14 protein-coding genes are annotated in these 20492 nt (G+C 69.8%); 8 read left to right on the top strand and 6 right to left on the bottom strand.

Annotated elements, in window-relative coordinates; genetic code table 11:
- Window positions 1-64 precede the first annotated feature (64 nt).
- Window positions 65-1348: a polysaccharide biosynthesis protein gene (locus AC5W7N_RS05885; protein ID WP_495923374.1), complete on the top strand. Its 1284-nt coding sequence runs from the start codon at window positions 65-67 to the stop codon at window positions 1346-1348.
- Complete coding sequence (locus AC5W7N_RS05880) at window positions 1345-3345, top strand: hypothetical protein (RefSeq protein ID WP_495923373.1); 2001 nt, start codon at window positions 1345-1347, stop codon at window positions 3343-3345. Before AC5W7N_RS05885 ends, AC5W7N_RS05880 begins: the two co-directional genes overlap by 4 nt.
- A 130-nt stretch (window positions 3346-3475) precedes the next feature.
- Here AC5W7N_RS05880 and AC5W7N_RS05875 read toward each other — a convergent pair whose 3' ends face one another.
- Window positions 3476-4639 carry a glycosyltransferase family 4 protein gene (locus tag AC5W7N_RS05875; RefSeq protein WP_163814489.1) on the bottom strand — a complete coding sequence of 388 codons (1164 nt, stop codon included), beginning with the start codon at window positions 4637-4639 and terminating at the stop codon, window positions 3476-3478.
- A 202-nt stretch (window positions 4640-4841) separates the two neighbouring features.
- Between AC5W7N_RS05875 and AC5W7N_RS05870 the strand changes: the two genes are divergently transcribed.
- Window positions 4842-5645, top strand: a complete 804-nt coding sequence (locus AC5W7N_RS05870) for a class I SAM-dependent methyltransferase (protein WP_194989559.1) — start codon at window positions 4842-4844, stop codon at window positions 5643-5645.
- A 36-nt stretch (window positions 5646-5681) separates the two neighbouring features.
- On the opposite strand, the gene AC5W7N_RS05865 is transcribed toward AC5W7N_RS05870, so the two are convergent.
- A complete protein-coding gene (locus AC5W7N_RS05865; protein ID WP_163814488.1) occupies window positions 5682-5975 on the bottom strand; it encodes a hypothetical protein in 294 nt (97 codons plus the stop codon).
- 210 nt (window positions 5976-6185) lie between these two features.
- Here AC5W7N_RS05865 and AC5W7N_RS05860 point away from each other — a divergent pair, with 210 nt between their 5' ends.
- On the top strand, window positions 6186-7631 hold the full coding sequence (locus AC5W7N_RS05860; protein WP_163814487.1) for an aldehyde dehydrogenase: 1446 nt from the start codon (window positions 6186-6188) through the stop codon (window positions 7629-7631).
- A gap of 664 nt (window positions 7632-8295) precedes the next feature.
- Here the strand turns inward: AC5W7N_RS05860 and AC5W7N_RS05855 are convergent.
- The 4 genes from AC5W7N_RS05855 to AC5W7N_RS05840 form a co-directional block, all read right to left on the bottom strand.
- Window positions 8296-10128, bottom strand: a complete 1833-nt coding sequence (locus AC5W7N_RS05855) for a phosphoenolpyruvate carboxykinase (GTP) (RefSeq protein ID WP_163814486.1) — start codon at window positions 10126-10128, stop codon at window positions 8296-8298.
- A gap of 234 nt (window positions 10129-10362) precedes the next feature.
- A complete protein-coding gene (locus AC5W7N_RS05850) occupies window positions 10363-11907 on the bottom strand; it encodes a hypothetical protein (protein ID WP_495923372.1) in 1545 nt (514 codons plus the stop codon).
- Window positions 11894-13003: a hypothetical protein gene (locus AC5W7N_RS05845; protein ID WP_495923371.1), complete on the bottom strand. Its 1110-nt coding sequence runs from the start codon at window positions 13001-13003 to the stop codon at window positions 11894-11896. The genes AC5W7N_RS05850 and AC5W7N_RS05845 overlap by 14 nt, the downstream gene beginning before the upstream one ends.
- A 102-nt stretch (window positions 13004-13105) precedes the next feature.
- Entirely contained in the window at window positions 13106-13888 is a 783-nt protein-coding gene (locus AC5W7N_RS05840) for an SDR family oxidoreductase (RefSeq protein ID WP_495923370.1), read from the bottom strand.
- A gap of 232 nt (window positions 13889-14120) precedes the next feature.
- On the opposite strand from AC5W7N_RS05840, the gene AC5W7N_RS05835 reads away from it, so the two are divergent.
- The 4 genes from AC5W7N_RS05835 (at window position 14121) to AC5W7N_RS05820 (ending at window position 20460) form a co-directional block, all read left to right on the top strand.
- Window positions 14121-15476 (top strand): lipase family protein, encoded by a 1356-nt coding sequence (locus AC5W7N_RS05835; protein ID WP_495923369.1) that lies wholly within the window; start codon window positions 14121-14123, stop codon window positions 15474-15476.
- 132 nt (window positions 15477-15608) lie between these two features.
- On the top strand, window positions 15609-16427 hold the full coding sequence (gene trmB, locus AC5W7N_RS05830) for a tRNA (guanosine(46)-N7)-methyltransferase TrmB (protein ID WP_163814481.1): 819 nt from the start codon (window positions 15609-15611) through the stop codon (window positions 16425-16427).
- The gene (locus tag AC5W7N_RS05825; protein ID WP_036541350.1) at window positions 16427-17134 is read left to right on the top strand and encodes an NYN domain-containing protein; all 708 of its coding nucleotides are present in this window, start codon (window positions 16427-16429) and stop codon (window positions 17132-17134) included. Before trmB ends, AC5W7N_RS05825 begins: the two co-directional genes overlap by 1 nt.
- Window positions 17134-20460 carry an MMPL family transporter gene (locus AC5W7N_RS05820; RefSeq protein ID WP_195020264.1) on the top strand — a complete coding sequence of 1109 codons (3327 nt, stop codon included), beginning with the start codon at window positions 17134-17136 and terminating at the stop codon, window positions 20458-20460. Before AC5W7N_RS05825 ends, AC5W7N_RS05820 begins: the two co-directional genes overlap by 1 nt.
- The last annotated feature ends 32 nt before the right edge of the window (window positions 20461-20492 follow it).

The following is a 20492-nucleotide window of genomic DNA, read 5'->3' as shown; positions in this document are numbered from 1 at the left end:
TTCTCGGGAGACCTCGGCGCGGCATCGGGGGCGGAAGGGCGCGGCCGGGGCCAGGGGTGCGACGATGGCGGGCGTGCCTGCTGTTCGTCGCCTACCCGTCGTGGCGGATCTGAGCTTGGTGACGGCGGGCGCGATGACGGCCAATGTGGCCGGGTATCTGCTCCAGCTGCTGGCCGGGCGCTGGCTCGGCGTTGCCGGGTACAGCGAATTCGCCAGCCTGCTCGCGGTGCAGCTGCTGTGCGCGGTGCCCGCGCTCGCCTTGCAGAACGTGGTCGCCAGGGAACTGGTGCGCGGGGCGAGCGTGACAGCGCTGCGCGGGTTGCAGTGGCGGTGCGCGGTGATCGTCGCGGCGGTGGCAGCGGCATTGATCCCGGTGGTGACCGTGGTGCTCGAGGTGAGCCCGGTGGCCTGTGCGGCGGCGCTGATGGCCGCGCCCGCGCTGGTGATGCTGTCCGGTGAGCAGGGCGTTCTCCAGGGCGGCAGGCGGTTTCGCGGACTGGCCGTGGTGCTCGGCGCGGCCGGAGTGGCGCGGGTGCTGCCCGCGATCGTGGTCCTCGCGCTGGGAATGGGTGCCGGGCCCGCCTTGTGGGCGGCGGCGCTCGGCATCGCGGGTGCGGCGTTCTTCGCGCGGTATGTGGCCGGGCCTGCGGCGGAGGCGGCGGTCGCGCCGGAACACGGTGAGCCGCCCGCCGCACTCGACGGCGCGGCGCTGGATCTCGACGCCCCGGTCCCGAACGCCGGGTTCGCGGGCGTGATCGCGGTGGTGCGGGCCGCGCAGGTGCAGGCGGCGTTGATGGCGTTGTCGTCGGCGGATCTGATCGTGGTGCGCATCGTGCTGAACGAAGACGACGCCAGCCGGTACGCGCTGGCCACCATGGCCACCAAGATCGCCTTCTGGCTGCCCGCCGCCGTCGGCATGGTGCTGTATCCACGGATGGCCCAGCCCGGGCACTCGGCGAGCGCGATCCGGTCGGCGCTGGCGGTGCTGTCGGGCATCGGCGTCCTCGCGGTGCTCGGCGCGGCGGTGGCAGCCCCGCTCGCGCCGTTGTTCGCCGGTGAGGACTATGCGCCGATTCAGGGGTTGCTGTGGTTGTTCGCCCTGCACGGCGCCGTTCTCGCGGTGCTGCAAGGCGCGCTGCTGTCGGCCATCGCCGTCGACCGCACCGCCCTGGCCGGCCTCACCTGGCTCGGCCTCGCCCTCGAGGTCGTCCTCATGCTTGCCTTCGCCCGCACCGTCCCCGCGCTCATCATCACCGCCGCGGGCGTCGCGGGCACCACCACCGTCATCGTCGCGGTGCTGGTGCTCTATACCGCCGCCCGTCAACCGGCCGAGGACCCTCGATCGTGAGTGCGCGTGCTCGGAGCCGTGGCGGCCGATGGGCGGCGGTCGTTCCCGCGGTGTACAGCGCGCTGCTGACGCTGGTCGTCGCCGGGCCATTGCTCGCGCCCGGTTATCTGCTGTTGCGGGATGCGGTGAGCACGCCGCGGTCCTATCTCACCGATGCCGCACTCGGATTGGGTGATGCGGCTCCGCGTGCCGTCCCGCAGGATGCGCTGCTGGCGGCCCTGTCGACGGTGGCGGACGGCGGACTTGTCGTGAAGGCGATCCTGCTGGCCGCGCTGTGGGCAGCGGGGTACGGCGCGGCCGTGCTGGCGCGTGAGTTGCTGCGGGTTCCGGTCGCGGCGCAGCTGGTGGCCGTCACCGTAGCGATATGGAATCCCTTTGTCGCCGAACGGCTCTTGCAGGGCCATTGGAGCCTGCTCACGGGATACGCGGCCCTGCCGTGGACAGCGCTAGTGGCCCATCGGCTGCGTCGGCGCGTCGACAGGCGAAACGACGGCCGATCCACGGACCGCGCCCACACGGACCGTTCGACCGATCCCACGGCCGCCGCGCCGACCCGCGGCTCCGGGTTCCGCGACTGGGCCGCGTTGGCCGCATGTTCCGCGGCCGCCGGGCTGACGCCGACGGGCGCCCTGCTCGCCGGCATCGTCGGCCTGCTCATCGCCGGACGCCGCAATTTCCCCGGCGTCCTGCTACTGCTCGCGGCCGCCTCCGCGCCCTGGCTCGTCGCCACGGTCGCCTCCGGTGCCGGCACCGAACCCTCGGACCCCGCCGGTATCGCCGCCTTCGCCGCCCGCGCCGAACCGGGCCTCGGCACGCTCGGCAGCCTCGCCGGGCTCGGCGGCATCTGGAACGCCGACGCCGTGCCCTGGTCGCGCACCACACCGCTCGCCGTCCTCGGCACCGCGATCCTGCTGGTTCTGGTGGCCTTCGGGGTGCGGGCCGTGGCCGGCGGTTCGCTTCGCCGCACCGGATCGCCGCCCACCCCGAGCGCACGCACCGGCTGCAGGCTGCTCGGTCTGGCGGTCGCGGCGGTGCTGCTGCCCGCCCTGGCCGCCACCGCGTGGGGGATGGATGTTCTCGAATGGCTGGTCGTCGAGGTGCCCGGCGCGGGACTCCTGCGCGACACCCAGAAATACGTCGCCCTCGCGATGCCCGCCTACGCCCTGTGCGCCGCGGCCGGCTGCGTGGCCCTGGCACCCCGACTGGGTGGCGCGAAGGCCACCGGCCCGGAACCGGCGTCCACTGTCGGCGATACGGACGGCGAACCAGGTTCGGCCGATTCGGCTTCCGCCGCACCGGCGCACACGCGAGGCGGCCCAGACCCGGTCCCCGGGCCGGCAGCACCAGCAGAGCCGAACGATGCCGCTGCGAACCCTGCACCGTCCGAGACCCGCCCCGCGCTCACCGCGATCGCTGCCCTGTTCATCGCGGCCCTGATCCTCCCGCTCATAGACCTGGCCTGGGGTGTCGGCGGCGAGCTGCGGGCGGTGAGGTATCCGGCGGCCTGGCAGGAGGCCGCGGAACGAGTCGATGACCCGGGGGACGTGGCCGTCTTGCCTGGCGGCATGTTCCGCCGGTTCCCGTACAGCGGCACCGCGCCGGTGCTCGACCCGGCGCCGCGCATGCTGCCAAACGATGTGTTGCAGACCGGCGAACTGCCGGTGCGCGGGCAGACGGTCTCCGGCGAGGGCGCACGCGCTCGGCAGGTGGAGAACTTGCTGCTGGAAGGTGGCTCACCCGAGGAACTCGCGGCGCTCGGCGTCGGCTGGGTGCTGGTCGAACACCGCACACCCGGCCCGACAGGCGAGGCGAAAACGACGCTGGCGCACCTGGAACCCGTGCTGAGCACGCCTGACCTCGCGCTCTATCGCGTACCCGGCGTCATCGCCGACCGCACGTCCGAACACCGCGAGTTGGTGATCGGCGCACACATACTCTGGGCAACGCTGCTGTTCGCGCCCCTGCTCACGATCCGCCTACGGGCGCCGCGCCGTTGAATATCTGACGGCCGGCCAACTCACAGCCCGGCCCGCGCGCTGCAGCCGTATCGACGACGCGCACGGCGCCGAACCGAACGTGCCGACGTCCGCTCGGATCACCGCTGCGTCCGCGGGCACCGGTCTCGCATCAGACGGGCGGAATCAGCCCGGAGACCTTGCGCCCGTCCGCCACCGCGGACAGCACTTGATACACCCCGGAAGCCGTGCTCTCCCAAGAGAACTCCCGCGCCCGCGCCCGCGCCTTCTCACCCATGATGGTGCGGGCGGCGGCATCGTCGAGAAGTTCGGCGACCGATGCCGCGAGCTGGTCGACGTCGTCGACGAGGACACCGGTGACGCCGTCGACGATGGAATCGGTGAGCCCGCGCGAGGATCGGTAACCGACGGTCGGCACGCCGTGCTGGGCGGCCTCGATCACGGCGAGACCCCAGCCTTCCTTGCGCGAGGGCATCACGTGCACCCATGACCTGGCGAGCAGTTCGTGTTTGCGGCGTTCGTCGACGTGCCCGTGGAAGGTGACCGCGTCGGCGATGCCCAGCTGTGCCGCGACCGATTTCAGGTTGTCGGCCCACCAGCCGTCACCGATGACGTCGAGCTGTACGCCCGGGATCCGGCCGCGCAGTTGCGCGACGGCGGCGAGTGCGTCCTCGATCTGCTTGTGCGGCACCAGCCGTGACAGCACCACCACTCTGGGCTCGGCGGTGCGGGTTTCGGCGGCGCCGGTGGGGGCGTCGACTGGAACAGGTTCAGCGCCGTTGCGCACCACCGCAATGCGCGATCCGTCGACGCCGAGAGTTGTCAATTCCTCTGCCGACGGCAGCGAAACCGTCAGGTATTGATTGTCGCGATGCACTCGGGGCGAGAGCCGCGATTCGATCCACCAGCCGATCCGGCCGACCAGCCGGCCCGCGACGGGCCACTGCTCGCGATGCCCGTGATGCACCAGCACCACCGAGGGCGCCTTGCTCGCGGCGCGGGCGAAGAAGGGGATGCCGTTCTGGGTGTCGATCACCGCGTCGGGCCGGATGCCACGCAACGGCCCGAGGCCGAGGCGCCCGAGGGCGATGGCGGCGAGCGCGCGCGGATACACCGAGTAGCGCCCGCCCGCCCGGCTGATGTCGATGCCGTCGACGGTTTCCCTGCGGGCCGCGCCGGGGTAGCGGGCGGTGCGCAGGGTGACCTTGACGCCGCGGGCGGCGAGGTGGGCGCCGACCTGCTCGAGGTAGCGTTCGCTGCCGCCGCCCTGCGGATGCCCCGTGTCGCGCCAGCAGAGCAGTAGGACTTCGCGCACGGTCGAGCTTCTCCGGTCGTCGGGTCCCCGTCGGGAACGTCGGATATCGTCGTACACCCTAGTGGACGGCTTCCGGGTGTGGTCCGATCCCGGTCCTGACCGGCTGCCGACCCGGCCGCGACCGGGCGACGCGGCCGATTGTGCGAGACTCGGCGCCGTGCTCAGAGCCGAAAGAACGACTCGGTGGTCCCCGCAGGCCCGGATGCGCCCGGGACGTCCGACCGTGCCCACAGCCGCGCGGGCCGAGCGGCGCCGCCCGCGGTTCGCCGAGCGCGCCACCTTGCGCCGGTCGATCCGGCTGCTGAGCAGTTTCCGCTTCGAGCAGACCGCGCCCGCGGTGTTCTACGGCGGGCTCGCCACCGACAGCGCCGCCATGATCGGCGATTTCTATGCCGATGTGACCGGAAGGGAGCTGGCCGGCGCGACCATTATCGATGTGGGTGGCGGTCCCGGCTATTTCGCCGACGAGTTCGCCCGCACCGGTGCCAGGTACATCCCGGTGGAGCCGGACCCCTCGGAGCTGCACGCGGCCGGGCTGACGGTGCCGGGCGCGGTGCGCGGTTCCGGGATGGCGCTGCCGTTCCGCGACGGCGCGGTCGATATCTGCTTTTCCTCGAATGTCGCCGAGCACGTGCCGGATCCGTGGCTGATGGCCGACGAGATGGTGCGGGTGACCAGGCCGGGCGGGGTGATCGTGCTGTCCTACACGGTGTGGCACGGCCCGTTCGGCGGGCACGAGACCGGTCCGTGGCACTACCTGGGCGGGGAGTACGCCGCGCGCCGGTATGTGCGCAAGCACGGCCGCGAACCCAAGAACAGGTTCGGCCGGTCGATGTTCGCCGTGCGCGCCGCCGACGGTTTGCGGTGGGCGCAGCGGACGCCCGCGCAGGTGTTCGCGGTGTTTCCGCGCTATCACCCGCGGTGGGCCTGGTGGCTGGTTCGTGTTCCGTGGTTGCGCGAGTTACTGGTCAGCAACCTTGTCGTCGTCGCGGTCAAACCGGACTGAACATCGCCCTCGAACGGCGGAACGAACGATCGCTTGTCAGCGCGCCCACAGCGCCGGGCGCCGGGCCCTGGTGCCGTGCCGAGCTTCCTGCCAGGGAGATTCCCGCATGGCGAGGCCGACGGTCTCCAGCGTGGTCAACCCGACCAGATCGGCCAGTGTGCCGACCATGGCGACCGCCTCCGCGGCCTGCATGGCGGCGGTTGCCTGCTCCATGGTCAAGGTGCGGCCGGGTAGGAACGACACTACCCAGCCGCCGCTGCCAACGCTCTTAGCTTGATGCTCGGTCTGGTCGCTGGTCATCAACGACCGGCCGATCACTTGCACCGCCATGAATCGGACTCCCCAATTGCGGTATCGGTTCGATGGGTCGAGCGAGCTGATCAGTAGCTACAGCATCCACTGTCCAGCAACAGAACGCAATAGTGCGTTCTGACGAAAAGCGAACCGACAGGTCGGAATTCGCGCAGCTCATGGCAGTGCGCCAAGATCGAACTGAAACCTGTTACAGACAATGGGGCGACAAAACTGTAACGTGTTCTCATGGATTACGACAGCCTGTTCATCGGCGGCCGCTGGACCGCGCCCGCCACCACCGAGCGCATCCAGGTCATCTCCCCGGCCACCGAGGAGCCGGTCGGCAGCGTTCCCGCCGTCGACCGGGCCGACGTCGACGCCGCGGTCGCCGCGGCCCGCGCCGCCTTCGATTCGGGTCCGTGGCCGTCGACGCCGCCGGAGGAACGGGCCCAGGTGCTCAGCCGCGCGGCCCGCCTGATCGAGGAACGCGGCGCCGACCTGGCCGCCACCCTCACCGCCGAGATGGGCGCCCCGCTGATGGCGGCGACCACGCTCAACCAGATCCCGGCCGTGGCCGCCCTGGACTACTACGCGGGCCTGGCCAAATCGTTCCCCTGGAACGAGACGCGCACCGGCGTCTTCGGCACCACCCGGGTCTCCAGGGAACCGCGCGGCGTGGTCGCGGCCATCACCGCCTGGAACGTGCCGCTGTTCCTCGCGGTCAACAAGCTGGGCCCGGCGCTGCTCGCCGGCTGCACCGTTGTGCTCAAGCCCTCCCCGCTGACGCCGCTGACCACCAACAAGGTGGCCGAGATCTTCGCCGAGGCCGGCCTGCCCGAAGGTGTGCTGTCGGTGCTCCCGGCCGAGGCCGAGGCCTCGGAATACCTGGTGTCGCATCCGGGTGTGGACAAGCTGACCTTCACCGGCAGTACCGCCGTCGGCCGCAAGATCGGTGCCATCGCCACCGGGCAGCTGAAGACGGTCTCGCTGGAACTCGGCGGCAAATCGGCGGCAATCCTGTTGCCGGACATGGACATTGCCGCGAGCATCCCCTCGCTCGCGTTCTCCGGGCTGATGAACACCGGCCAGGGTTGTGTCGCGCAGACCCGAATCCTGGCCCCGCGCAGCCACTATGACGAGATCATCGACGCACTGGTCGCGCATGTGCGCACCATGACCGTCGGCGATCCGACCGATCCGGCCACCCAGCTCGGCCCGCTGATCTCGCAGCGCCAGCGCGAACGCGTCGAGGGCTATATCGCCAAGGGCAAGGCCGAGGGTGCGCGTCTGGTGCTCGGCGGCGGCAGGCCCGAGGGGCTGGACAAGGGCTGGTTCGTGGAGCCGACCATCTTCGCCGACGTCGACAACACGTCGACGATCGCGCGGGAAGAGATTTTCGGGCCGGTACTTTCGGTGATTCCGTACGGCACCGAAGACGAGGCCGTCGCGCTGGCCAACGATTCCGATTACGGCCTGGCCGGCTCGGTGTGGACCAGCGATGTGGAGCACGGCGCCGAGATCGCGGCGCGGGTGCGTACCGGCACGTACGCGATCAACTGGTACGCGTTCGATCCCACCGCGCCGTTCGGCGGTTACAAGAATTCCGGCCTCGGCCGGGAGAACGGCCCCGAGGGGGTCGACGCGTACTGCGAGCAGAAGTCGGTACTGATGCCGCTCGGCTGGACCGGCTAGCAGCGCAACCGAGTCCGGCCGCGGCCGGCAACGAACGAGATACGGATCAGCCTCCGGGGCACGGGCGAACGCCCATCACTCCGGAGGCTGAATCACGCGCAGAATCGATTGCGGATCATCCGTGGATGCGGGCGGGTCGACAACCTCGACGCACCACCCGGGCGGCAGGACCGATTGCAGCCGGCGCGCCGCCCGGTGCAACGGTGTGCTCGCGTGCGGCAATGCCGCTGTCGGTAGTTCGGCTACCGGAGTTCCGGTGTACCCATCGGCCATGCTCCACACCCTCTCGCGCGGCGATCGCGTCGTCGGCGGCGGTTCTCCCGCGCCACGAGCGGATCGGGGAAGCAGTTCAGTCGATCAGTTGACTAGTCGAACTGTGCTGTCGTGAGACGGAAGAACACGCAAAGCATAAGCCACACAACAGGCTCAACTCGGCACAACGGACAGGTACCCATCGCGCGTCGCGCCAAACAACAACGGCATGCGTCGAAACCTATGGCCGGTCACACCCCCATTTTCGAGCGAAGCGAGACCGAGCCCAAGAGTTCGCGGCCCGTCTCGCGCCTGCGCCGCCGCTGCGTACGCCGAAGCCAAGCAGCGGTGGCGCGGACGCGAGACATCCGGGGGCCGTGAACACGCGACGCCGCAGGCGGCGCCGCAAGTTTCAGCCCAGGCGCTGCTTGAGGGCCTCGAACTCGTCGCGGACACCGGACGGCAGCTTGTCGCCGATGAATTCGAACCACTCTTCGATGAGCGGGATCTCCTTCTTCCACTCCTCGGCGTCGACCTTCAGCGCCTCGTCGACGTCGGCGGGATCGACGTCGAGGCCCTCCAGATCCATCTGGGCGGCGGTCGGGACGTTGCCGATCGCGGTGCCCTCGGCCTCGGCCTTGCCCTCGATCCGGTTGACGATCCACTCCAGCACACGGGAGTTCTCGCCGAATCCGGGCCACAGGAAGCGGCCGTCGTCGCCGCGACGGAACCAGTTGACGTAGAAGATCTTCGGCAGCTTGGCCGCGTCGGCGTTCTTGCCGACGTTGATCCAGTGGTTCAGGTAGTCACCGACGTGGTAGCCCATGAACGGCAGCATGGCCATCGGGTCGCGGCGCACGGTGCCGACCTTGCCCTCGGCGGCGGCGGTCTGCTCCGAGGACAGGGTGGCGCCCATGAAAACGCCGTGCTGCCAGTCGAAGGACTCGGTCACCAGCGGGACGGTGGTCTTGCGGCGGCCGCCGAACAGGATCGCCGAGATCGGCACACCCTGCGGGTCGTCCCATTCCGGCGCCAGAATCGGGCACTGCGACATCGGGGTGCAGTAGCGCGAGTTCGGGTGGGCGGCGAGGGTTTCGGTCTCCCGCAGGTACCAGTCGTTGCCCTTCCAGTCGATCAGGTGATCGGGCTCGCCCTCCAGGCCTTCCCACCACACGTCGTTGTCGTCGGTCAGCGCGACGTTGGTGTAGACGGTGTTGCCCGCGTCCATGGTGGCCATGGCGTTGGGGTTGGAGCTGTGGTTGGTGCCGGGCGCGACGCCGAAGAAACCGAACTCCGGGTTCACCGCGTAGAGGCGGCCGTCCTTGCCGAAACGCATCCAGGCGATGTCGTCGCCGAGGGTCTCCGCGCGCCAGCCGGGGATGGTCGGCTGGATCATCGCGAGGTTGGTCTTACCGCAGGCGCTGGGGAACGCGGCAGCGATGTAGTAGGCCTTGTTCTCCGGGGAGATCAGCTTGAGGATCAGCATGTGCTCGGCCAGCCAGCCCTCGTCGTGCGCCATCGCCGAGGCGATGCGCAGCGAGTAGCACTTCTTGCCGAGCAGCGCGTTGCCGCCGTAGCCGGAGCCGTAGGACCAGATCTCGCGGTCCTCGGGGAAGTGGGTGATGTATTTGGTGTCATTGCACGGCCACGGCACGTCTTGCTGGCCCTCGGCCAGCGGCGCGCCGACGCTGTGCAGCGCCTTCACGAACGGGCGGTCGGTGCCCAGCTTCTCGAGCGCGGCGGCACCCATCCGGGTCATCACCCGCATGGAGACGACCACGTACTCCGAGTCGGTGATCTCCACACCCAGCTTGGGGTCCTCGGCACCGAGCGGGCCCATACAGAACGGCACCACGTACATGGTTCGGCCCTTCATCGAGCCGCGGTACAGCTCGGTCATGGTGGCGCGCATCTCGGTGGGGTCGACCCAGTTGTTGGTCGGGCCTGCGTCGGCCTCGGTCTTGGAACAGATGTAGGTGCGCGATTCCACGCGCGCGACGTCGGAGGGGTCGGACAGCGCGAGGAAGGAGTTGGGCTTCTTCTTCTCGTCGAGCTTCTTGAACGTGCCCGCCTCGACCAGCTGGGTGGTCAGACGGTCCCATTCGGCGTCGGAACCGTCGGCCCAGACCACCCGATCAGGCTGAGTCAGCTCGGCGACTTCCTGTACCCAGGTGAGCAGTTCGCTGTGTTCGGTCGGCGCTTTGCCGTCGGATCCACGAAGACCAGGAATGGTCGCTGAGGTCATGAAAACTCTCCTGAGATGGGCGGTTCTGCGGTGTTTCGATCCTGGCCCAATCGGCGCGTGACCAGCCCCGAACCACCGAGCGCCACCATTGGCTGGATGGCACCCGCTACAGCCCGTCGATCGCGCCGGCCGGCTGGACAGCGCACAGGGCGAAGCGGACGCCCAGGTTCCTGTCTAGAGGTTAACGCGATATGACGAACCGTACGGAATCGGGTTCCTCATAGGTACCCCCGATCATTGCCGATCATTCGTCCCACGTCCGGCCGACGCCATCCAGTGATCGATGCTCTCGATATCGCGTTCACAGGCCGCGAGCTGACCGGGTTGTTCGGCGATATAGCGGCGCAGCCGGGCCTCCAGCTCGGCGGCCTTACGGTCCACCTCCACCATGCGTTCGGTGCTCGCCCGCACCACCCGCTCCGACAACTGCGATTCGGCCTCCACCATTGCCGTGCCGACCCGCTGCTCGAGCTGGGCTTTTACATTCACGAGGGCATCGGAGACCCACTGCCGGAGGTGATTGCGATCGGCGAGCTGGCCGCGCGCTCGCACCACCCAGGCGGCCACGCCTGCGCCGAGCAGCAGCGTCACCGGAACGCTCGCCACATCCAGCGCGGGCACCAGACTGAACGGCGAGACCACCAGTCGGCCGAGGCCGACACCGGCCGACGCGCCGAGCGCGATCATGAGGTGATCTTCGACACCCCGCTGCCGCGGCTCGGGATCCGGGCCCACTCGCGGCGGCGGATCGCGACGCGCCGGGCCCGGATCGGGGCCGCCGACGCGCGAGGCCAGTTCCGCGAGCCGGTGCTCGATATCGACGTCGACGGCGGCGGCCAGTTCGGTCACCGCTTGTTGCAGCCGGTCCGGATAGTCGCCGATATCGGAGCGGCCGAGCCGGTCGAGTTCGGCCCGCGCCGCGGTGTGCAGGGCCCGCACCCTGGCGCCCACCTCGGTCATCAGATCCAGCCGGGCCAGGTGCAGCTGGCTGCGCAGGTTGGACATGGCCGCGGCCCTGCCGCCGTCGCGGCCGGCGAGCAAGGTGGCACGTTCTTCCCGCAACCGCATCGCCGCGGTACCCGCGCGCAGCGCGGCGACCTGTTCGACGATGCGGGCCCTGGTGTCGGTGAGCACCCTGGTGCGCACGGCGGCCAGCCGGTCCGCGCCGTCGCCGACGGCGCCGAGGGTGGCCGCGGTGAGCTCCGCGTGCAGCGCGGCCAGCCCGGAACGATCCAGCAGGGCGGTATCGCCGGAGGAGCGCGCGGCCACCGCGAGGCGGGCCGAGACCGGGACGATATCGATATCGGTGATGCCCACGCCCGCCAGTAGCGCCAGATCGCGTTCGCGCACCGCGCGCCAATCCTGATGAGCGTGGATGCCGTTCATGGCCAGCAGCACCCTGGTGCCGCCGGCGCGGAGCCCGCGCACCATGTCGAGGACACCGGCGCCGAGGGTGGTGCCCGCGTCGAGCAGGATCAGCGCCACCGCGGCGGGCGCGTCACCCGACGGTGAGGTGGTCTCGACGGCGGCGCGGGCGTCGGCGACCGGATCGGTCAGATCGACATGCGGTTCGAAGCGGGCCAGTTCGGTCCTGAGCAGTGTGGTGTTGGCGTCATCGGGCCCGATCAGCACCACACCGGAGGCGTTGCCGTTGCCGCTGACGGCACGCAGCAACGCCATCCCCTGCGGATTCCATCGCTGCACCACCGCTTCCAGCGCCGCGGGCAACGCGGCGGAATCGGTGCGCGAGGGGTGTTCCGGGGGATCAGAGACCGGCACTGCTCATTCGCTCCCATAGCCGGACGTAGCCGTTGTGCACCCGCACCGCGGCGCGGCGAGCCGCCGGCGGCATATCGCTGGAGACCAGCGAACGCCAGCGCGCGGCCCGGTCGAGGGCGTCGTCGGCATCGGCGGGCGCGGGCGAGGGATAGCCGGCGGCCAGATGCGCGACCGACGGATGGGCAAGGCCCGCACACAGACCGGTCCACAGGGCATCGTCGCCGTAGAGGTAGTCCTCGAGGACGTCACGTGCGCGGCCGCCGTCACCGGGGACGGCGCGCGCGGCCAGCCGGGTGAGTTCGTCGAGCAGCTCGCCGCCGCGCTGGGCCGAGACCTGCTCGTAGCGGCGGTGCAGCAGCTTGTGCAGTGGATCGACGGCGCTGGCGGCGTGCAAGATCTGCAACAGCGCCTGGCCGGTGATCTCCGGCTGATGCCGGACCACGGTGAGCGCGCAGTTGACCCCGTACAGATCCCAGCGCTGCAACAGCTGGGTCCGCTCGGCGACGTCGGGGCCGGCATTGGGCGCGGTGAACAGGTCCGGCGAGAGCGTGAAGGCCGGATCGGTATTGCCCGCATGCCTGCGCAGCGTCGCCAGATCGGCCTCGGTGACGGCGCCGGCCCTGGTGCGCACCGCGAGCGAGGAGACAACGGGCAACACCTGGCGGCCGAGCTCGCGGCCGTACTGTTCGGCGGCGAGGACGGCATCGGCCCATCGAGCGCCGACCGCGTCGGCCTTGTTGAGCACGACGATGGTCCGGTCCGGCGGCAGCGAGCCGATGATGCGCGCATCGGCCGGGCCTGGCGCGGCGGCGAGCACGTAGACGATGATGTCGCCGTCGAGCACCGGATCCGGCAGGCCGGGTTCATCCACCGGGCCGGTCTCCACCGCCGACATCAGCGCCAGCGCGTGCAGCACGGTAGTGCGGCCGGTGTGCGCCCGGCCGGTGACCTGGATGCGCGGCGGCATCCGCCAGCGCTCCACCGCGAGCCCGGCGTGGTAGCCGATCTGCGGGTCGTTGCCCTGGCCCTGGCGCAGGGCGTCGAGCAGTTCGTCGAGTTGATCGCGCTCACGCGTGCGCTCACGTCGGTCGAGCATGGTTCCATCCGGTCCGGCGGCGTTCGGCATCGGTGCGCACCCCCCTGTCGAGTTCTGCGGGCATTGTCTCAGAAGTCGGGGCCGGGGCCGGTGCGGGCCGGTTCACGAACCGCTGACGTATTTGTTCACCGTGCGCACCGCCCAATTGGGTGCGTATTTCGCCGCGGTGGCGAGCAGTTTCGCCTGCGCGCCGATCTCGTAGTGCACCCGCGGCAGCCTGCCCTGCTTCCTGGTGGCCGACCAGATGCCTGCGGCGACGTCGTCGGCGGTCAGCCGCACGCCGAGGGAGCGAGTGGATTTGGTGGTGACGCCCTCGACCATCGCGGTGGCCACGAACAGCGGCCAGATCGCGATCACCCGGATGTCGTGGTGTGCCCATTCCAGATCCAGCGCCTCGGTCAGGCTTTTGACCGCGGATTTGGTGGCGCCGTAGCTGGCGAGTTCGGGCTGGCCGTAGATCGCCGAAGCCGAGCAGAGGTTCACCACCTGGGCGCCCGGAGTGTCGCGCAGATAGCGGAACGCCAGGTGGGTGCCGTGGATGACGCCGCCGAGATTCACATCGACGATGGTCTGATGCTGGGCGAGGTCGATCGATTCGAACGGCCCGGCGCGCAGAATGCCTGCGTTGTTGATCAGGATGTCCAGTCGTCCGGCGTCGTCCCAGAACTCGGCGAGCCGCTCGGACCATGCTGTGGTGTCTGTCACATCGAGGAGTCCGGTGCGCACGCTGCCGCCCGCTTGGCCGATATCGGCCGCGAGCCGCGTCAGCCCGACCTCGTCGACGTCGTAGGCGCCGACGCGATAGCCCTGGGCAGCGAAAAGCAGCGCCGTGGCGCGGCCGATGCCCGCGGCAGCGCCAGTGATGAAAACGGTCGGACCACCCATGGCAGGAAGCGTAATGGGCTCGGCCACACTGTGCCGTACGATCCGCCGGGGGCTGGCCCGGCGAATGCCGGGTAACTTACCCTGACCGGACGGTCGGCACCACAGTCGGTGCGTAGCTTGACTTTTCGTTCACGACGAGCGGGCGGCACACGCGCGGCGCCGGACCGCGCGGCGGCGAGACGCCGCTGGAAGCGCCCGAGATCGTGCATCGGGCCTCGACGAGGAGGTTGCGATGACTCGCGACAGGGCGAAGCGGCCGCAGGCCGCCCCCACGACGACCATCGGCGCCGCGGACAAGCCGGCGCTGCTGCCGAGCCGTGACCCGTTCCACCGCCCGCCGCCCGGATTCGCCGACCAGCCCGCGGGCACCATTCTGCGCAGCCGCGAGGTCGAGGTGGCGCTGTTCGGCGTGGTGCCGCAAAAGGTTTCGGCCTGGCAGCTGCTCTACCGCAGCTGCGATCTGCACGGCACTCCCGAGGCCGCGGTCACCACCGTGCTGTTGCCACACGGCGCCGAACCGGCCGAATCCCGCCCGTTGCTGGCCTTTCAGTCCGCGATGGACGCGGTCTCGGAACGGTGTTCGCCGTCCTACGCCCTACGCCGTGGCGCACATGCGCTCGGATCGATCGCCCAGCTGGAATGGCTGCTGGTGGCGAACGCGCTGCGGCGCGGCTGGGCGGTCAGCATCGCCGACCACGAGGGGCCGCGCGGCAATTTCGGCGCGCCCCGCGAACCCGGCTACCGCGCCCTCGACGGCATCCGCGCCGCCCTCGCCTTCGCGCCGCTCGGCCTCGGCCCGGACACCCGAATCGCGGCGTGGGGCTATTCCGGGGGCGGTATGGCCAGTTCCTGGCTGGTGGAGATGGCGCCGACCTACGCACCCGAACTCGATATCGCCGGTGCGGTGCTCGGCGCCCCGGTGGGCGATCCCGGTCAGGTTTTCCAACGGCTCAACGGCGGCTACTTCGCGGGCCTGCCCGCCATCGTGATCGCGGCATTGCGCCGGATATATCCGGCGCTCGGCGCGATCATCCAGAACGAACTCACCCCGGACGGCCACAAGCTGGTCGCCCGCGCCGAACGCTCGACCACGCTCGCGGCCGTGCTCGGCCTCGCCAACAAGAAGATGGACGACTACCTGCCGCGTCCGCTCGACGAGATCCTGGCCGCGCCGGAGATGCAGGCCATGCTCGACGATCTGCGGCTGGGCAACACGGCGCCGAAATGCCCGGTGCTGGTGGTGCAGCCGGTGCACGACCAGGTGATCCACATGGACGGCATCGACGGCCAGGTGCACCGCTACCGCAAGGGCGGCGCCGACGTCACCTATGTGCGCGACCGGCTCAGCGAGCATTTCTCGCTGCTGCCGCTGGCCACCCCGATCACCCTGGACTGGCTCGACGCGCGGCTGGCGGGCAAGCCCGTCACCGAGGCGCGCGACGCCACGGTCTGGTCGGTGCTGGCCTCGCCGGTGGGTGTGCGCGGGCTGCTGGAAATGGCGCGCACAGCGGTGCTGGTCGCGTTCGGGCGTCCGCTGCGCGCGCCGCAGCCGCCGGTGACCGAGGTCGCACAGGCGAAAGCGGCCTGAATCCGGGCCGATGGCCGCAGGCGGTTGAGCCGGGCCCGGCCGATTCGGCCCGGCCCGCCCGAGCCGGTCAACGCGGGTTTACCGGGCGCGCGACCCGATAACCACGCGGTCGCCTGCGCCGTAGAACACCCGATGCTGGACAATGGAGGTGTGAACGACGCCGCGAACCATACAGACGAGTCAGTTCCGGTCCCACCGTCCACAGCATCGGCTCCGGCTGAGGCAGGCCGGCGGTCGAAGACCGGGTCCCGCCTGTATCCACGGGTGACCAGTTTCCGGTCCCGCCGCGGTGCTCTCACTCCCAACCAGCAGAAATCCTGGGATCGCACCTGGCCGCTGATCGGTCGCGACGTGGCCGACGAACCGCTGGATGCCGACGCCTGGTTCGGCCGCTCGGCCCCGCTGGTCATCGAGATCGGCTGTGGCACCGGCACCGCGACCGCCGCCATGGCACAGGCCGAACCGCACCTGAATCTGATCGGCATCGAGGTCTACCAGCCGGGCCTGGCCCAGCTGGTGCAGGCCATCGAACGCGAGCAGATCGGAAACATCCGGCTGCTGCGCGGCGATGCCGTTGATGTGCTGGAGAACATGATTGCCGAAGAGTCGCTGACCGGCGTGCGCGTGTTCTTCCCCGATCCATGGCCCAAGGCCCGCCATCACAAGCGCAGGCTGTTGCAGCCCGCCACGCTCGCGCTCATCGCCAATCGGTTGAAGCCGGGCGGTGTGCTGCACGTCGCGACCGATCACGCGGGTTACGCCGAGCACATCGCCGAGGTCGGCGCCGCCGAACCCCTGCTGACCGGCTTGAACGAGACCACCGGCGGGGTCAGCGCCGAGCATCGCGACAGCGCGCCGATCGGTTTCGAACGCCCGGTCACCAAGTTCGAGGGCAAGGCCCATCGCGCCGGTAGCGCCATCACCGAGTTCATATGGGGGAAGATCGAATGATGAGCGTCAGTGAGATGGCAGCGGCCGCGGACGAGGTTGCCGGCGAGGTGCGCGGCGCCGACACCGCCGATATCCGCCGAGTGCTGTTGGTCTGGGACGCCCCCAATCTGGACATGGGTCTCGGCGCCATCCTCGGCGGCAGGCCCACCGCCGCCTACCGTCCGCGTTTCGACGCCCTCGGCCGCTGGCTGCTCTCGCGCACCGCGGAACTGTCGGTCGGCGCCGGACAGCGGGTGGAACCCGAGGCGACGGTGTTCACCAATATCGCGCCGGGCACCGCGGATGTGGTGCGGCCGTGGGTGGAGGCGCTGCGCAACGTCGGTTACGCCGTCTTCGCCAAACCCAAGATCGACGAAGATTCCGATGTCGACGCCGATATGCTCGCCCATATCGCGATGCGCCGCCGCGGCGCAGGGCTGGCCGGCATCATGGTCGCCTCGGCCGACGGGCAGGCCTTCCGTGAGCCGCTCGAACAGATCGCCGCCGACGGCGTGCCCGTTCAGGTACTCGGCTTCCGCGAGCACGCGAGCTGGGCGGTCACATCCGATACCCTCGAGTTCGTCGATCTCGAGGACATTCCCGGCGTGTTCCGTGAACCGCTGCCACGGGTTAGCCTCGACTCGCTGCCCGACGAGGGTGCCTGGCTGCAGCCGTTCCGGCCGCTGTCGGCGCTGCTCACCTCTCGCCCCGCACAAGGAGTCGCTTAGTGTTCACCCGCTGGGGCGATCTGGTCTACCGACTACGTTTCGCCGTCATCGGCGTCGTCGTGGCCGCATTGCTGGCTCTCGGCGGCTACGGTCTCGGGCTCGGCGACCATTTGAGCAACAGCGGATGGGACGACCCCACCTCGGAATCGGCCGAGGCGGCGCGGATTTCCGACTCGGCCTACGGCCGCGATCACACCAGCGACGTGATCGTGCTGTACACCGCGCCCGAGGGCAAAACCATCCAGGACCCGGAGTTCAGCAGCAAGATCATCGACAGCCTGAACCGGCTGCCGCGCGAACATCCCGAGCAGATCGCCAAGGTCAACGGCGCCTACTGGGCCACCGAAACCGGTCCGGCGCAACCGAGTCTGTTCGGCTCCAAAGACGGTAAACACACCTTCGCCTCCATCGCCATCGTCGGCGACAACGACACCGATATGGTGCGCAACTTCCGTGCGGTGAAGGACGCCTTCTATATCGACGGCGTCGACGTGCAGGTCGCCGGCCTGCAGGCGGTGGCGGGCACCCTCAACGACACCATCGCCAGCGACTCCAAACGCATGGAGGTCCTGGCCATTCCGGCCGTGGCGATCCTGCTGTTCTTCATCTTCGGCGGCGTGGTGGCCGCCTCGCTGCCGTTGATCGTCGGCGGTCTGACGGTGATCGGCGCCAACGGCATCGTGATGGCGTTGACGAACTTCACCGACGTCAACTCCTTCGTCTCCAACGTCGTGTCGATGATCGGCCTCGGTCTCGCGATCGACTACGGCCTGTTCATCGTCAGCCGGTTCCGGGAAGAACTCGCCGAGGGTTACGACACCCCGGCCGCGGTCCGGCGTTCGGTGATGACGGCCGGGCGCACCGTGGTGTTCTCCGCGACCATGATCATCGCCAGCCTCGGCGGCATGCTGCTGTTCCCGCAGGGCTTCCTGAAATCGGTGGCCTACGGCACCATCGCCACGGTTTCGCTGGCCGCACTCACCTCGATCACGCTGTTGCCCGCCATGCTCGGCATTCTGGGTCCGCGGGTGGACAAGTTCGGGCTCAAGTGGTTCCGCAAGACCAAGACCGCCGAGGAAGTCGAGAACGGTTTCTGGGGTCGCTCCACCCGCTGGGTGATGAAGCATCCGCTCAAGATCGCCATCCCGATCACCATCCTGTTGCTGCTGCTGATCATCCCGGTGAAGAACCTGCAGTTCGGCGGCATCAACGAGCGATATCTGCCGCCGGACAACCCCACCCGGATGGCGCAGCAGAACTTCGACGAGATCTTCCCGCTGCGCAAATCCGATCCGGTGCAGCTGATCATGGTCTCCGACAACAGCACTTCGGTCGGCAAGGTCTGGAAGCAGGCCAGCGAGGCGCCGGGCCTGGCGGGCAAGTTCGAGGTGCCGTCGCGCTCCACCGAGCGCACCGACGTCTACCGGACCACGGCGACGCTGATCGACTCCGAGGACTACCGGCCGACCATCGAATACCTGCGGGCGATGGAGGTTCCCGACGACGTCCGGCTGCTGGTCGGCGGGCAACCCGCGTTCACCATGGACAGTATCGATGCGCTGATCGATCGCATGCCGCTGATGATCGCGCTGGTGCTGTTCGTGACCACGGTGCTGATGTTCTTGACCTTCGGCTCACTGGTGCTGCCGATCAAGGCGGCATTGATGAGCGCGCTCGGCCTCGGCTCCACGCTCGGCATCCTGACCTGGATCTTCGTCGACGGCCACGGCGCCGATCTGCTGAATTTCACGCCGCAGCCGATCATGTCGCCGGTGCTGGTGCTGATCATCGCCGTGGTCTACGGCTTGTCCACCGACTACGAGGTGTTCCTGATATCTCGCATGGTGGAAGCGCGCGCACAGGGCGCCTCCACCACCGAGGCGGTGCGCATCGGTACCGCGCACACCGGCCGCATCATCACCGCGGCCGCGTTGATCCTGCTGGTGGTGACCGGCGCGTTCGCGTTCTCCGATCTGGTGATGATGCAGTACATCGCCTACGGCATGATCGCGGCGCTGTTCATCGACGCCACCATCCTGCGCATGCTGCTGGTGCCTGCCACCATGAAGCTGCTCGGCGACGACTGCTGGTGGGCACCGGCCTGGATGAAGCGCATTCAGCAGAAGATCGGGCTCGGTGAACCGATCCTCGACGACGAACGGCCCACCCGCGGCGAGGTCGTCGACCTGGTGAAGACCACGCCGATCACCGACCCGGTGACCATGCAGATGCCCGCCATGCCGGAAAGCCAGCAGCGTAAGACGCCGCGGCGTCCGCGCACGGTGGAGGAGATCGAGGCCGAGGCGCCGACGCAGCGCCTGGATGCCCTTCCGCCGGAACCGAACCGGCCGCGGGGCGCGTCGTCGACCCAGCACATTCCGATGCCGGTGCCGCCGGATCCGACCAGGCCGCGGGCGGCGCACGCGACGCCGCCGGAGCCGGAGTCCGATGCGGGCGAGGCCGGCGGTTCGACCTTGCGGTTGGCGCCGGATTCCCCGCAGCCGCGCGGGTCCGAGCGCGTCCGGCCGCCGCGCGGGGTCGCCCCCGGGGCAGCCGGTGACGTCGCTTCGGGGTCGGAATCCGGTGTCATCGGAGGTTCGGGCACGCCGAGCTCCCCGGAATCGGCGCCGGGCCGGTCCGCCGATGCGGGCCCGAACCATTCGCCCGAATCCGCTGCGGGCCCATCCGCTTTCGGCGGGCACTTCGGCCCCGCCGATCCGACCCGGCCGCGTCCACATCCGCCCGAGCAGCCGTTCGCGCCATTCGGCGAGACTCCCGCCGCGACGGAATCCGCTCGGCCGCACCACGATCCGTTCGGTGCCGAACAGGGTCGCGCCACGTCCAACGGAACTGCCGAACCGACCGGCAGGCAGGCCGACCCCGCGCCCTCCCATCGCGCGGAGCAGGCGCCGGGGGACGCGACGGCAACCGCGTTCTACCGGGTGCCGGCACCCGGACAGCCCGCACCCGACCGGCTGCCTCCGCTGCCCGGTTCCGCGCCGGAGGGCGAATCCGCGCCCGCACCGCAACCGCATGCGACACCGCGTCCGCTGCTGCCCCGTGTCTCCACGCCGGGTGCTTCCGCGGGTCCGGCACCGGCGCCCGATGAGTCCGAGACGACGGAAGTGCCTGCGCAGCCATCGGATTCGACGCAGGCGGCCGAAGCCGAACCCGGCGACGACAGCCGTAGCAGCATCGAGAACTGGATGGCGGAACTCCGCTCCTCCCGTCGCCGCACTCCGCCGCCGGACCAGGGGCGGCACCATTCCGGTGATGGGCGCACGGTCAGCGTGAACGAGCTGCTGCGGCGGCGCGAGAGCGAGTAGTCGCAGACCCGCGGCCGTGCGGCTGCCGGGCT

This window comes from Nocardia sp. CDC519 (genome assembly GCF_059509835.1).
The sequence above is the reverse complement of the archived record's forward strand: the minus strand, read 5'-3'. Positions and strand labels throughout refer to the sequence as shown.

What these genes read in the sequence shown, in the direction of transcription:
- AC5W7N_RS05855 (WP_163814486.1), bottom strand. Translation starts at nt 10,128, where the DNA reads ATGACCTCAGCGACCATTCCTGGTCTTCGTGGATCCGACGGCAAAGCG.
- AC5W7N_RS05860 (WP_163814487.1), top strand. Translation starts at nt 6,186, where the DNA reads ATGGATTACGACAGCCTGTTCATCGGCGGCCGCTGGACCGCGCCCGCC.
- AC5W7N_RS05840 (WP_495923370.1), bottom strand. Translation starts at nt 13,888, where the DNA reads ATGGGTGGTCCGACCGTTTTCATCACTGGCGCTGCCGCGGGCATCGGC.
- trmB (WP_163814481.1), top strand. Translation starts at nt 15,609, where the DNA reads ATGCTGGACAATGGAGGTGTGAACGACGCCGCGAACCATACAGACGAG.
- AC5W7N_RS05870 (WP_194989559.1), top strand. Translation starts at nt 4,842, where the DNA reads ATGCGCCCGGGACGTCCGACCGTGCCCACAGCCGCGCGGGCCGAGCGG.
- AC5W7N_RS05845 (WP_495923371.1), bottom strand. Translation starts at nt 13,003, where the DNA reads ATGCTCGACCGACGTGAGCGCACGCGTGAGCGCGATCAACTCGACGAA.
- AC5W7N_RS05865 (WP_163814488.1), bottom strand. Translation starts at nt 5,975, where the DNA reads ATGGCGGTGCAAGTGATCGGCCGGTCGTTGATGACCAGCGACCAGACC.
- AC5W7N_RS05885 (WP_495923374.1), top strand. Translation starts at nt 65, where the DNA reads ATGGCGGGCGTGCCTGCTGTTCGTCGCCTACCCGTCGTGGCGGATCTG.
- AC5W7N_RS05825 (WP_036541350.1), top strand. Translation starts at nt 16,427, where the DNA reads ATGAGCGTCAGTGAGATGGCAGCGGCCGCGGACGAGGTTGCCGGCGAG.
- AC5W7N_RS05835 (WP_495923369.1), top strand. Translation starts at nt 14,121, where the DNA reads ATGACTCGCGACAGGGCGAAGCGGCCGCAGGCCGCCCCCACGACGACC.